At 52.9% G+C, this 13,262-nt stretch carries 14 protein-coding genes and 2 tRNA genes; 9 read left to right on the forward strand and 7 right to left on the reverse strand.

Going from position 1 to position 13,262, the window contains the following annotated elements; all coding sequences use genetic code 11:
• Positions 1–1,023 (forward strand): hypothetical protein, encoded by a 1,023-nt coding sequence (locus QXF46_01150; GenBank protein ID MEM0225468.1) that lies wholly within the window; start codon positions 1–3, stop codon positions 1,021–1,023.
• Positions 1,024–1,342: 319 nt separating this feature from the next.
• On the opposite strand, the gene QXF46_01155 is transcribed toward QXF46_01150, so the two are convergent.
• Positions 1,343–2,035, reverse strand: a complete 693-nt coding sequence (locus QXF46_01155; protein ID MEM0225469.1) for a PRC-barrel domain-containing protein — start codon at positions 2,033–2,035, stop codon at positions 1,343–1,345.
• 295 nt (positions 2,036–2,330) lie between these two features.
• On the opposite strand from QXF46_01155, the gene QXF46_01160 reads away from it, so the two are divergent.
• Positions 2,331–2,430: transfer RNA gene (locus QXF46_01160), tRNA-Gly, on the forward strand.
• Between the two features lie 108 nt (positions 2,431–2,538).
• Here QXF46_01160 and QXF46_01165 read toward each other — a convergent pair.
• A complete protein-coding gene (locus QXF46_01165; GenBank protein ID MEM0225470.1) occupies positions 2,539–3,174 on the reverse strand; it encodes a TFIIB-type zinc ribbon-containing protein in 636 nt (211 codons plus the stop codon).
• A gap of 334 nt (positions 3,175–3,508) precedes the next feature.
• Between QXF46_01165 and dnaG the strand changes: the two genes are divergently transcribed.
• From dnaG to QXF46_01180, 3 genes are all read left to right on the forward strand, one after another.
• Entirely contained in the window at positions 3,509–4,711 is a 1,203-nt protein-coding gene (dnaG, locus tag QXF46_01170; protein MEM0225471.1) for a DNA primase DnaG, read from the forward strand.
• Between the two features lie 258 nt (positions 4,712–4,969).
• A tRNA-Val gene (locus tag QXF46_01175) sits at positions 4,970–5,063 on the forward strand.
• 242 nt (positions 5,064–5,305) lie between these two features.
• Positions 5,306–5,902: a 30S ribosomal protein S7 gene (locus tag QXF46_01180; protein MEM0225472.1), complete on the forward strand. Its 597-nt coding sequence runs from the start codon at positions 5,306–5,308 to the stop codon at positions 5,900–5,902.
• Positions 5,903–5,907: 5 nt separating this feature from the next.
• On the opposite strand, the gene QXF46_01185 is transcribed toward QXF46_01180, so the two are convergent.
• Positions 5,908–7,353 carry an RtcB family protein gene (locus QXF46_01185; protein MEM0225473.1) on the reverse strand — a complete coding sequence of 482 codons (1,446 nt, stop codon included), beginning with the start codon at positions 7,351–7,353 and terminating at the stop codon, positions 5,908–5,910.
• 60 nt (positions 7,354–7,413) lie between these two features.
• On the opposite strand from QXF46_01185, the gene QXF46_01190 reads away from it, so the two are divergent.
• Positions 7,414–7,812: an ArsR family transcriptional regulator gene (locus QXF46_01190; GenBank protein MEM0225474.1), complete on the forward strand. Its 399-nt coding sequence runs from the start codon at positions 7,414–7,416 to the stop codon at positions 7,810–7,812.
• A 4-nt stretch (positions 7,813–7,816) separates the two neighbouring features.
• Here the strand turns inward: QXF46_01190 and QXF46_01195 are convergent, their stop codons facing one another.
• Positions 7,817–8,284, reverse strand: a complete 468-nt coding sequence (locus tag QXF46_01195) for an archease (GenBank protein ID MEM0225475.1) — start codon at positions 8,282–8,284, stop codon at positions 7,817–7,819.
• A 17-nt stretch (positions 8,285–8,301) separates the two neighbouring features.
• Between QXF46_01195 and QXF46_01200 the strand changes: the two genes are divergently transcribed.
• Complete coding sequence (locus tag QXF46_01200) at positions 8,302–9,414, forward strand: DUF1512 family protein (protein MEM0225476.1); 1,113 nt, start codon at positions 8,302–8,304, stop codon at positions 9,412–9,414.
• A gap of 9 nt (positions 9,415–9,423) precedes the next feature.
• On the opposite strand, the gene map is transcribed toward QXF46_01200, so the two are convergent.
• Positions 9,424–10,329, reverse strand: coding sequence for a type II methionyl aminopeptidase (gene map, locus QXF46_01205; protein MEM0225477.1), 906 nt, complete (start codon positions 10,327–10,329; stop codon positions 9,424–9,426).
• Positions 10,330–10,419: 90 nt separating this feature from the next.
• Between map and QXF46_01210 the strand changes: the two genes are divergently transcribed.
• Together QXF46_01210 and QXF46_01215 are read left to right on the forward strand one after the other, a co-directional pair.
• Positions 10,420–11,076, forward strand: coding sequence for a hypothetical protein (locus tag QXF46_01210; protein MEM0225478.1), 657 nt, complete (start codon positions 10,420–10,422; stop codon positions 11,074–11,076).
• A complete protein-coding gene (locus tag QXF46_01215) occupies positions 11,069–11,704 on the forward strand; it encodes an endonuclease V (protein MEM0225479.1) in 636 nt (211 codons plus the stop codon). Before QXF46_01210 ends, QXF46_01215 begins: the two co-directional genes overlap by 8 nt.
• Here QXF46_01215 and QXF46_01220 read toward each other — a convergent pair.
• Positions 11,679–12,350 (reverse strand): DUF357 domain-containing protein, encoded by a 672-nt coding sequence (locus QXF46_01220; protein MEM0225480.1) that lies wholly within the window; start codon positions 12,348–12,350, stop codon positions 11,679–11,681. The two genes, QXF46_01215 and QXF46_01220, sit on opposite strands and share 26 nt — an antisense overlap.
• A gap of 34 nt (positions 12,351–12,384) precedes the next feature.
• On the reverse strand, positions 12,385–13,227 hold the full coding sequence (gene dph5, locus QXF46_01225; GenBank protein ID MEM0225481.1) for a diphthine synthase: 843 nt from the start codon (positions 13,225–13,227) through the stop codon (positions 12,385–12,387).
• Positions 13,228–13,262 lie beyond the last annotated feature (35 nt).

Genomic DNA, 13,262 nt, shown 5'->3' on the forward strand with positions numbered 1-13,262 from the left:
ATGTCGCTGGGAACGAGCGAGTACCTCAATACGATTGAAGCTATGAGGAGGACGTTTAAGGTCGCGACATCAACTAACGATTGGCTAGGATTACCGATCACGATATTTAAAGTGGGCGGTAAGGAGGAGCCGGCTGTACTGGTAACAGCGGGTGCCTCGGGTGTGGAAGTCGCTGGCGTTTATGCTGCTCTAGAGCTTCTAGTCCAGGTCGACATAGAGAGGACGACTTACATTCTACCTTCGCGGGATCCAACTGGTCTGCACGAAGCCTCTTTTATTTTAAGCAGAATGCTCGGAGACCAGGTTGAGGTTCGATCGCTTGACGACATCAGGAGGATTCTGAAAGACAGCGGAGTGGAAACATTGATAGATGATGGCGAGCTCTTCCTGGCTCTTACAAAGGGGGTTGGAATCGCTGTGGGATCGCAAATGGATGCCTATGAGGTACTAAACTGCCTCCGGTCGAGGATTCGCAAGGAAGGATTAAGCGATGCGCTGGAGGGCTACAGGATACTCATAGCCTCGCAGCTGCCTCAGGTTGAGGGGGTTGGCAGCCTTAACCGCTTCTTGACTGTGGTAGTTCAGAACGGCGAAGTTTTGACGTACGATGACTTAGATCGTGCCGAAATCCCCGAAGTCGCTCTCCTTCGAGAGTTTATCGAGAAGCAGGAGCTGGGCTTGGTCATTGACCTTCACGAAACGAAATGCCCCGGCTTCTACGCAATTACGAGCGATCCCCCCTCAAGCGCTGAAAGCACAATCCTCTACCTAGTCCTAGATCAGGTCGTCAGAAGAGGGGTGAGCGTCGCTGATCCGGAGCTAATCAAGAGGCAAGGGTTGAGCAGCGTTAGTGAGGGTGTCGGGTACGGAAAGGGTGTGTGTGGCCTCGTGGATTTCGCAGCTCCGAAGTCGTACGCGCTTGCTCTTGCAGCCCCGTTCCACGCGCCGCTAGATGAACGAATTAGCGCACTCATGGTCGCAACACTTTCAGCGTTGAACGCATTCATCGTGACATCTCTGTGAACGATCCATGCGCTACGTTTTTATCCGCGCTGCAGATCCATTTCTAAGGAGCGATGAAGAAATCGCATTACGGCCTGATCCTGATGAAGCGAGCAGCCACGGAGCTCCGCATGTGTCCTTGCGCTCTTAGAACAAGTTTATGAATGGAGGGCTGAAAGGCGCCCAATGACTAAATGGGTTCTCCAGTGCACGGTATGCGGCGAGAAGAGAGTGCTTGACGTGGGGTTCGATCTGAGCGAGTTTAAACAGCTTCACGTGTATTGCAAAAACTGTAAAGCCACGAGGCCCCATCTTATACTCGGAGTGAGCGAGGAAACGATCAGTCTCTAAGATAGCGATCAATGAACTCTTCTAGTTCCATTTCGAATGAAAGTTCATGAACAGCATTATCTATAAGCTCGTTTACTCTTGCTAATAATTCACGTAGCTCCCTTAGTTTCTTTAGGATCTGTGTACTCTTTTCGCCCTCGGCCGAACTCATTTGGCTCAGCAGTTTTTTCCTCTCCTCTTCTAGTCTGTGCGTGTATGGTTCTAGCTCTTCTACAAGTCTCTTAATTTCAGAAACGATCTTCTGCCTTCTTTGCTCGAGGGCGGCTCTAAAGCGCTGATAGGTTGCCTTAGTGAGTTCACCGGAGATGAAGGCTTCATCGAGCTCAAGCAGGCGTTCCCTCACGCTGCGTAGTTCGGATACCATTGTCTGAAGCTTGTCTAATTCTCTATCAATGACTTTAGCCTCCACCTTAACGTCCGTCTTCAGCGTAATCCTGCCGTCAGGGCCTATCACGGCGATGCTTGGGTCAAGGACAAGCAGACCTCCGTTCAACAGTCTGACCACTATCTTCGTAGCTTTCCCCCTCTTCTTCTCAACATAGATCCTCTTAAGGTAGCCAATGTATTCTCCATTCAAGCTATAGACCTTCGCGCCTAGAAGCTTCCTGAAAGCTTCCTTGCTCGATACATCAGCGAGGCTTTTAAGCGGGAGCATACACTTCTGGAACCTCTTCCAAGGCATAATAGGGTGAGCCGGTTGCCAACTAGAGAGTTCAGCAGCAAAATGCTAGTATGACGCTGGTGATATCAGCCGCTGGAAGCTTATACTTGGGTATCGTTGACACATTACTGCTTCACCCCGAGCAAAAGTACGATCTAAGCCTTGCACTGCTGCTTATGTTTCTCCTCTTCTTATTATAAAACAAGTATCTGCAACCCACTGGGTATATCCACTACCCTGATAAATACGAATCGAGCTATCCAATGCAGTCCTAGCAGCGCAACCCATATAAGTTCTCAGATTCACCCTGATATGAGCGGCCGTCGCCTAGTCTGGTCCAGGGCGCCGGCCCCCCGCGCCGGAGCGCGGCATCAGCCGCACGGACGACCCGGGTTCAAATCCCGGCGGCCGCACCAAGCATTCACTAATAAGGGCCCGCTCCGATCCTAGTACACTTCTATATGATGTGAAGGTTTCTAAGATATTCGTTAAATCTAACTAATGTATAAGAACTGAAATTAGATTCAGCTTTTATTACTAAAGTTTTTCCTTAAGTAGTTGACAGCATCCCATATCCTCGAAGGAGATCTCCCGGTTATTTTGGCTAGCTTGTAATACGTAACTTGGCCTCTAGCCGCTAAGTAGATGGCTGCGATGGCTATCAAGTAGGGGTCCCTACCCCCTAGATACTTCGCCTTCAACAGCACTTCCTCTGCGTGTTTAACAAGGTTTTCATCGAGATTGAGTTTTCTAGCGTAAATTCTAACGCTTGATAGGGGGGACAGTCGATCGAGGTGGCGGCTAACTCTTAGGAGCCCCTTCACAGCTTGTTTATAACTCACGTTGATACCGTGGGCTACTAACCAACAGCAGATCCTCCTCAAAGGTACGTGCTCCCCCTTCCTCCTTAAAGCCGCGTATATGGCTATGGCTAGGGCTGCCCCCTCCACCACTCTCTCGGACTTCACGATCCGGTACAGCTGCAGGCACTCGTCGAAGTCGACGCCGAACCGCTCGGCAGCCTCAACGAGAACCCACGTCGCATTGGGCCAGTAGCAGCCCTCCTCGATAAGCTGGCCTAGCACGAGCCCGCAGCTCCCGCAGACTAGAAACTCAGTCGTCTCAACCGCTCGCCCCCCGCACTCCGGGCACGTAAACATGGTGGTAGCAGACGGTCAAGCCCCTTAACGCATGCTGTCAATTTTGGGGGAGGGGGTACGAACGAAAAGCTCAAAACTTGGATGTCGAGAGAAGTGTGAAAGCGGGGCACGCTCAGACCGCCCGCTCAGAGAGCGCATGGAGGGCCGACGTTGTACCGTCGAAGCTGTGAACCTGCGTGTTAACGGGCGGCTACAGTGCCCCGCTGCTCAGGTCTGTAAACCGTTTTCTCGATCTTCGGGATTGTTGCTAACAGAGATGATCAAATACTGGTTGCGGACGGCAGCAAACCGTATAAAAGCATAGCAAAATCAGGCTTCAGTAGGGTGAATAGGTGTGGTTGGTGTGCCAGTCAACGCCAAGTACGTGATTCACGCGAAGATCGAGGTGGAGGGTCTAGTCGATAAATCAGACATCATAGGGGCTCTATTTGGACAGACGGAGGGTTTGCTAGGCTCGGACTTGGATTTGAGGGAATTGCAGAACAACGGTCGAATAGGTAGGATAGAAGTGATATCTAGCAAAGCCGATAACAAGATAAGAGGTGTAGTGAAGGTACCGTCTAACTTGAGCAAAATTGAGACTGCTCTTATAGCAGCTGCACTTGAAACTGTCGATCGAGTGGGACCCTATGCAGCTAAGGTTGAGGTTACTAGAATCGAGGATGTTCGTGCTGAGAAGCGCAAGCGCATAGTTGAGAGGGCGAAGGAGCTTTTACGGATGATGGAGGAAGAAGCCCCTGAAAGTAGGGAGCTTATCGAGGAGATTGCGGAATCGTTAAAAATCGCAGAGATAGTGCACTACGGGCCGGAGGGGCTTCCCGCAGGCCCCGAAATTGATACTTCGGACACTGTCATAGTTGTAGAGGGTAGGGCTGATGTCATAAATCTACTCAAACACGGGTATAAAAACGTCATAGCTCTGGGCGGCGCCGCAGTACCTAAAACCATCGCGGAGCTCGCGAAAAAGAAGAAGCTGATCCTATTTGTGGATGGAGATAGAGGCGGTGAGCTGATCGCGCGCAACGTTATCAGCATGATAAATGTGGAAGCAATTGCCCGCGCGCCGCCAGGAAGAGAGGTGGAGGAATTAACAGGAAAAGAGATAGCCAAAGCCTTAAAGAATAAGATGAGTGTTAAAGAGTTTCTCGAATCGATAAAGCCGGTTGAAAAAACGGAGGAGGTAAGCTCAGCTAAGGTTGAGCAAGCCTTTGTGCAGCCACGAGAAGTTGAGGGATTCCAACTTCCCGAACGCGTGGTAAGTGAAGCGAAAGAGCTTCGGGGTACACTTGAAGCCATACTTTACGATTCCGAATGGAGGTTCATTAAACGGGTCCCGGTCAGAGACCTAGTGAAGGAGATTGGAGAAACAGAAAATGCATCCTACGTTGTTTTCGACGGTATAATCACACAGCGCCTAGTGGATACGTCAGCGGCTAAGGGGGTAAAAGCTCTCATAGGTGCACGGATAGGGGATGTTCTAAGAATTCCGGATGGGCTTATTCTAAAAACTTTAGATGATATCATTAAATCACAATAACTATTATTTTACTTTAGCTCTAAAAATGTAATTTTAAAGGTTATGATTACGTCACATTCCTCAACTGGGATGCACACTTCTTCGGTCTTGAACTAGATGGAGTTCGGAACGCTGGGCATCAGATGAGGTGCATCTCTTCACCTTTCAGTGCAGGTCAGGTTCTTCATCTGCCGTACTTATGGGCGCAGCAACTGCTAAAAGCTTATCGTAATAGTTGTGAAGCAAACAATATAATGCCCCGCTTAGAGCCCTTCAGAGGGGCCCGTGGTCTAGCGGCTAGGATGCCCGCCTGACGAGCCCACGCGGCTTAGAGCGCGGGAGGTCCCGGGTTCAAATCCCGGCGGGCCCACCATGTGGTACTTTATCGTTAGTGTATAAGCCGCGTAGGGGGTGCGCCCCGCTATTGTACGCTCGTAGCGCCTTTCTCGAAGGTAACTGGAATAGGAGAATCGGACGGTGAAAAGGCATCAGAGCGTGTTGTACTTGGTGCAACTTAGATGCTGAGTATCGAATGAGAAATATGGATGTATGCTCCGGCTATACGCTCCGACTCTTGCGAAAAGCTAAAAAAGTCTGCTTGCGTGCACTCGCTGCATGTCAGCTAGTGCACTTAGAACGCTGGACGGGAAGAAGATACTGGTGTTTGGTAAGTGGGACTTAGAGGAGGTGAAGGTCAGGGATAAAAGCCTAGAGCCCTATGTGTGCCTTAAGCCAGTACTTGCTCCTCATTCAGGTGGGTTGCATGCCAAGAAACGCTTCGCTAAGGCCAATGTATCAATAGTTGAACGCTTGATCAACATGGTCATGAGGCCGGGAAGGAACGCTGGAAAGAAGTTTCTGGCTACTAACATCGTTAAGAAGGCTCTGGAGATCGTAGAGGTGAAGACAGGCCAGAATCCGATCCAAGTTCTCGTATGGGCGATAGAGAACGCGGCCCCCAGGGAGGAGACGACTCGAGTCGTTTACGGCGGAATCCTATACCATGTATCCGTGGACGTTTCGCCCCAGAGGCGCGTAGATCTAGCACTCCGCCACATCTGCGAGGGAGCTAGGCTCGCAGCCTTTAACAACCCTAAGCCTATAGAGGAGTGTCTCGCCGATGAGATTATCGCGGCCGCCTACGGCGAGGCCGGCAGCTACGCATTAAGGAGGAAAGAGGAGATAGAAAGAATAGCTCTGGCGGCCAGGTAGGAGAACTACCCTTTCACTACAGCTATCGGTACCAGCCGAACAACTTTCTTCGCCATCCCAGCTCTATCAGCCACGTCAGCAACCCTGTCCACGTCTTTGTACGCGTCGGGCGCCTCCTCCGCTACGACGGCCATGCTGGCTGCGCGAACAACGATGCCCCTGTTCTCTAGACGATCCTTTATCTCGCTACCCCTATACCTTCGTTTAGCCTCCTCACGGCTGAGCACTCGTCCAGCTCCGTGGGGCGCCGACCCGAAGGTTATCTCCATTGCCTTCTGTGTGCCAACTAAGATGTAAGATGCCGTACCCATTGAGCCGGGTATTAGGACTGGTTGCCCAATGCTTTGATACTTGCGCGGGACCAGTGGGTGTCCAGGCGGGAAAGCTCTAGTAGCACCCTTCCTATGCACGTAAACCTTCCTTCTCGCACCATCTACAACGTGCTCCTCCAGCTTAGCGATGTTGTGCGCAACATCGTACACTATGTGGAGATCAAGCTCGTCTGCAGATTTCCTGAAAACTTGAGAGAAGACTTCTCTCACCCAGTGCGTGATTAACTGCCTGTTAGCCCAAGCGAAGTTGGCTGCCGCTTTCATAGCGGCAAAGTAATCCTCCGCCTCCCTACTGGTCGCGGGCACGGAAACGAGCTCACGATCGGGGAGAGGCATGTTGTACCTCCTGACGGCTACTTCCATCACTCTAAGGTAATCGCTGCAAACTTGGTGGCCGAGCCCCCTGGACCCTGTGTGAATCATGACTGTGACCTGTCCGACTTCCTCGATACCCATCGTAGCCGCGGCTTTCGGGTCGTAGATCTTATCGACGACCTGGATCTCCAAGAAGTGGTTACCACTACCCAAAGTCCCAAGCTGCTCCCTACCCCTCTCTTTCGCAACGTCAGACACCTTTGAGGGGTCAGCCCCCTCCATAGCCCCCCTCTCTTCGATGTACTCCGGATCCTCAGACCAGCCATACCCCTTACTCACAGCCCAGAGAACTCCGTCCGCGAGTACTCTATCCAGCTCCACCTTACTAAGGCTCACGCGGCCTCTACTACCTAGGCCTGAAGGGATATACCTGAAGAGCAAGTCGGAGAGCTCCCGAAGCTTGTCTTTCACATCTTCGTAGCGGAGGTTCGTCCTAAGGATCCTGACGCCGCAGTTAATGTCGTATCCAACGCCGCCTGGGCTCAGTACCCCTTCGTTGTAATCAAAAGCGGCTACCCCTCCGATGGGGAAGCCGTACCCCTGGTGCCCGTCGGGCAGAACGATGGAGTACTTATAAATGCCAGGAAGGATGGCGACATTGGCAGCCTGCTCTAGTGTCAGATCCGTCTGCATCTTCTGCAGCAGGTACTCGTCGGCGAAGATGCGAGCTGGTACTCTCATCCCACGCTTGTAGGTTTGAGGTATCTCCCAGACAACATCCTCGATTTTCTTAAGGGTGACCATCATTCCATTCTATGGATCATACCATAAAAAGCTTTTTATCCTTTTAACATATGTGTAATTGTGAAAGCATACATAATCAGGAGGGTAACCCCGGAGGAGCTCCTGAGTAGAGTGGTCGAGCTTGAAGTTCACGGCAAGCACGATGATCTAAAACGGCTGCTAGGCGAGCATTTGATGTACTACGAAGAAGAAGGCGAACTATGGTATACTGAGGAAGAGGAGGTTCCGGTCCAAGTTGCTCGTCGTATGCTTTCGGATCGGATGTGTGAGCTACTAGCCCTCTTGAGGCAGGGAAGGGAGTTAAGTGTAAGCGAGATAGCTAGAATGCTTGGGCGCTCACCCTCCAACGTCTACGCGGACCTGAAGTTCCTGCAGCGCTATGGGGCAGTGCGCTTCGAGAAGCACGGTAGGCACACAATACCTCGCTTGCTGTTGGAGGAGATTCTCTTCGTGCTATAGACCACTAAATGTCAACTACGAAGCGCAGCGTGGTACGCTCAGGTGCTTGAATGATCTCCATGGAGTGATACGTCATGGCCTTGACGAGCGTCCTGGATTCGTGTCGCTCTGGGTCGTACTCCTCCCCCCAAGCCTTCGCGCGTAACTGGAACGTCCCGTCCTGGTCTCTGCTGATCTCAAGGACTTTGAATTTAGATAGCAGCAGTTGTCTTGTATCGAAGACGATTATCAGCTGCTCGACCCAGTCGTAGAGAAGAGCCTCTAAGTCGACCCCTCTGGCTGTGATTGTTACTTCTACCTCTGGTTGGACTTTCGTGGTGTCTGTCATCACTTCGAATACGCCCAGGGCAGCGTACTCAAAAGCCTCCTCTAGCGTGTCGCCCCAGGCTTCGATCAGCACGTCAGCTGTATGTGGTAAATGTGCGAAACCGCCTGCCACGGTAGCTGTTTTAGAGTATGGCTTAAAAGTCATGCTAGGAGTCCTGGATGATGAATGGCGGAAGCGCTGTCGACTTTATAACGTTCATAGCGGTGCTGATGCTCCTATCCTACATCTCCAGAGAGCTTGAGGTTTACCGTATATCGAGCGAGATCGAGCTCCACTTGAGGCTTTTCAAGGCGTCTCGAGATAAGGCTGCCTCCTCCGTGGTCAGGAAGCTTGGGGAGCTGGTATCGAAGATGAAGTTGCGCGTAAACTTAAGCGAGCTGGAGTCAAAGGTGAACGAATTGATTGAGCTGGTCGTTATACCGGTTGAGAGCATGGACCCCTTCGCCGTGGTGAAGAAGGTCAAGTACATGATGCTAAACGTGGATAAGTCCCTCGAAGGTGAGATAAGGAGGATTGCGCCAAACGCCGAGAAGAGCGATGTAGACACTCTCGCTTCACTGGTGCACGTCGCCAGAAGCTTGAATTTCCTTTACAAGGCTCTCAACCACGACTATACATTAGCTAGGAGGTTCAAGAGCTACTGGCTGCTTCTTCAGCTCCAAGCCCTGCTGCCATTCATAGCCGAAACCGTGAAGTCTTACGAGGGTGCACTCGAAGCCCTGCTGAGGCAGGTTCCTATAGGCGATTCCGCCGGCCCTCTCGTCCTATCCACCTTAGCCAGAGAGCTTAAGGCCGAGTACGTTGACATAGGAGTCCCCGATACGAGGGTCTATCTAGCAGATCTTGAAGGTAGACGGATCATCTTGATCAAAGCGGAAGGTCCAGGCAGCAACGTGGGGAGGGTCGATGAGGCCCTCAGACGGGCGTTAATCATGTGGGGTGACAGTGTATCTTTTGTCGTGACGATCGACGCTATGGTGAAGCTGGAAGGTGAGGTTAGTGGATCCATAGTTGAAGGTTTCGGGGTCGCTGTCGGTGGTACGGGAGCTGAAAAGTACGAGATCGAGGAGGTTCTCGCGGAGTACGGGTTAAAGGCTTACGCGCTGCTGATCAAGATGTCGGCCGAAGAAGCCATGATGCCCATGAGCAAGGATCTATATGACGCATGCCTTAAGGCTAAAGATCGCGTCAAAGCGCTACTACTTGAGCATGTCCAGCCGAGGGAGACCGCAGTTGTAGTGGGGGTCGGCAACACACTGGGGGTGGGTAACTGAAAGAGGATGTTACGCGCGGAGCAGTTCTAGCACTCGTGTCGTATTGATGTTCCTCCCGTGCTGTACGATCACGGTGTCCTCGAACTGGGAGACCATTCCCCGCCTTGCCTCAACGAGTACGGGGTAACGGTAGACACGGCGTCGTTCGACGAGTCTTACCAGACCCTCAAGCCCCTGTTGACCATCTTCCGCGTACACCCATCTCTCAGAGAAAGGCAGATTCTTGTACTTGGACCACAATTTTCTCAATTGTTGGTCGAGCCAGGGTTCGCCGAGACTCTTGTTGCTCACCAGCCGATAGATCGTCCCTTGTTCCTCTTCCACAACAAAACCGGCTCCATCGGTTACGAAGGGTTCGATCGCGTAGATCTCCCCGATAGAGACCTTCCCGCACGGGTCGGAACGTACGTTTGGCACATGCTTCCCGGCGTGGAGCACGTACCGTTGCATTGAGTGTCCAGAGAGGTTTGAGATCGGCTTTAGGCCCCGCGCTTTGATAGTCGACTCAACGATGTACCCTATCTCGCATAGATCAGTGGATGGTTTCAAAGCGTTAAGCGCTGCCCGCAGCGCCTGGATTGCGGCGTCAACGAGAGGCTCGTACCGGTGGTCCAGCGCGATTGTTACTGCGGCATCGGCAATGCACCCGTCAACGTGAGCGCCGAGATCGACCTTCACCACTCCTTTCTCCGGGATAACGGTCCTATCCCTCACGCCAGGAGAGTAGTGTGCTGCCACCTCATTGATCGAGAGGTTCGCCGGGAAGGCCGGCTGCGCCCCCCTTCGCACTATCTCAGCTTCAAGTCTCTCGGCTAGCTCCAGCAGACTGACACCTTCCTTAACCATGTCGAAAGCCTTTGAAAGAGCCTCTCTGACGGCTTCTCCAGCCGCGAGCCACTTCTCTAACTCCTCCATCTCTCCTTCTCCTGCTGGTGCTCTTTCACGTGCTGATAAGAGCTTAACTTCGTGGAAAACGATTAAAACGAGTTTGATATGCGTTTGGTAATGGCAGAGCGTGGTGCAAGCGCGTTGCTAGACTCCGTAGAGCGGGCCCGAAGTGTGCTGGAAGCAGAGGATAAAGCTCGAGAGAAGCTGCTAACGCTTACGCGCGAAATCGTCAGGCTTTCGCGCCAGACTATATTCAAGCTTCACGACGGGGATCTCGCTGCAGCCGAAAGCCTCCTGAAGCATCTACGCGCTATAGTGGAAGAGCTTCTAGCTTTTAAGGAGTTGAGTCCACGGCTGTACTACAGTGGGTCCGTAACGGCTGCTCTGGCTGAGTATGTGGAGGCCAACGCGCTTTACAGCTACCTTAAGGGGGAGGAATTGAAGGGGTATGAGGCTCTACGCGTTGAACCAGTTCACTTCCTACTGGGTTTGGCGGACTTCACAGGAGAGCTGAGGAGGCTGCTGTTGAGACATCTCAGCAGCGGCGACTACGCGTCCGCCGCGCGGGAGCTCAAACTCATGGAGGAAATCTACAGAGCGCTGGTTTCAATCGCCGTCCCCGAGGCCCTCGTCCCAGGGTTAAGGCGCAAGATAGACGTGCTCAGAGCGTTGATAGAGAGCTCGGTCCGGGACTTCCACTACTCCGTGACAAGCAACAACCTGGAGCGAGCCTTGAAAGCGCTCCTTGGCGAGCTGCATGAGCGTGATGTTTAGTGTAGAGAGGGCCAGGTTCGCGCAACGCGTGATAGCGTCTAGGGTGTTAGAAAGCGATGCGCTTCCCAGTGAGGTCAGGTACGTTGCTGGAGTCGATGTCACGTACTCCGGGCCACGAGCTATTGCGGCTGCTGCCGTAGTTGATGCACGCACGCTCGGGTTTGTCACCAGCAGCGTTGTCGAACTGGAGGTGCATGTACCCTACATCCCCACGCTTCTCGCTTTCAGGGAAGCGGGCCCTATGATAGCTGCACTGCGCAAGCTAGACCTGGAGCCCGACGTGTTGATAGTTGATGGGAATGGAAGGCTCCACCCCCTCGGCGCCGGTATAGCCTGCCAAGTAGGCCTCGCCGTAGACAAGCCGACGATAGGGGTGGCTAAAAAGCTGCTATGCGGCGAGGTTGGCGAGTGGAGTGGGCGAGAAGCGCCCGTCCTTTTGGCAGGCAAGGTCGTAGGGGTCGCTTTGCGTACATCATCCAAACCCATATACGTGAGCGTGGGTCACAAGATCTCCTTACCCACAGCCGTCGCCCTCGTCTCGAGGCTCACAAGGAAAGGGACTCGCCTCCCAGAGCCCCTCAGGCTGGCGCACGAGACCGCTACTAAGTATGCTCGGAGAGTTTTCTGAAAATCGCGCTGCTAGAGAAACTCTCGGTGCCCACCCTATTCTCGAGCTTCACAACGCTTATGCCTAGGTTCAGTCGGGAGATCGCTTCTCTAACCAGCTCCTCCAGGTAATGCTGGTCAGGACCCAGTAGGACGATATCCGGCCTAAGTTTCAGCAGCACCCCTTCAACATCGAGGGGGTCGCTGCCTAGGTATGCCTCATCAACGTACCTAATGCTCTTGACGACCTCTAAGCGTTGCTGCTCAGGGACTATTGGTGGCCTCCCCTTCAGCTTCTGGATCGTGGAGTCCCGGGCCACGATCACAATGACCCTGCCCAGCTCCCTAGCCCGTCTAAGTAGGTGTAGATGGCCAGGATGCAGGATCTCAAAGGCCCCCCCAACGATGACCCTCGGTCTGGGCTTGCGTGGCCACTCGATTCTAGCCACGCTAAGCAAGTTCAGCGCGTCAAGAAGCCCCTCAGCGTAGGACGAGCACGCTATGCTGGTAATTATATCCCCCTTCTCTAGGTAGAACTCCGCATCAGATAGGTAGCTCCGAGCCTGCTCAACGACCCGTGTGGCAGCCCCCAGATCCTTCCCCTCTAAGTCAACTAGAGCTGCGCGTAGGTTCTCGATGTACCGTCTAGCCCTTTCAAGGGATTCCATAGCCTTAACCTCCTCATAGGACTAGCTTATTGCGCTATTGCACGCAATAACTCGATTTTTCTTCCATCAACGCTTTCACCCTACTTTGCCACTTTTCGACATCGAGAGGGGAGGCTCCAGCTATCAGCTGCAGAGCTTCCTTCTCTACGGGATTCAGCAGACCGGGCACGATGAGGACATGCGGTGGAGGACCAAAGTCCGGCGTAGAGGTGAGTTTAAACGCCTTCACGATCTGACTGGGGCTTGAAGCTCGCGCAACCGATACGAAGAGGGTTTCTTCATAGTCGATAATCCCCCTTCCTACACGCTCCTCCATGCTCCACAGTAGCTGAGCGGCTTCCTCCGCGCGCATCGCGTATCCCCGCTCCACATCAAGTTCTAAAAGGAAAAGGGTGTGTAGTCCCCTCTTAAGGTTCTCCATTAAGACGTAGTAAGGGGTCAGAGGGAAGTAGCTGGAGCGCGGGCTGACGATTGTTACAGGGCGACAGAACTTGTAGAAGTCGAGACCGGTAGCTGCGCTAATAGCGTTCACTATGGAGGGTGCCGGTAGGTACTGAACCTCAACCCCTCTCTTGATTGCTTCCAGCTTAACGACGATGTGTGTAGTCGCGATAAAGGGGTCTCCAGGGGCCAGTAGAACTACCAGCTTCTCCCTGGCCATCTCGATTATCTCATAGAGCTTTTCCCCCTCAATGACGTCGCGCCCAATAACTACCACGTTCCTCCCCACCAAGCCTTCCAGATCTCGCACGTTGAAGTCTGGGATCAGGCTAGTGTACGTTTCTACGTAAACTGCATCGGCACGCCTTAAGCACTCGAGGGTGCCCAGCGTGAGGTCCCTTAAACCACATATCCCCAAGCCGGCTATGACGAGCATCGCGTACACGTTAACGCGAGGCTTTTAAACCACCG

It is taken from the genome of Thermofilaceae archaeon (assembly GCA_038731975.1).
Lineage (GTDB): Archaea > Thermoproteota > Thermoprotei > Thermofilales > Thermofilaceae > JANXEW01.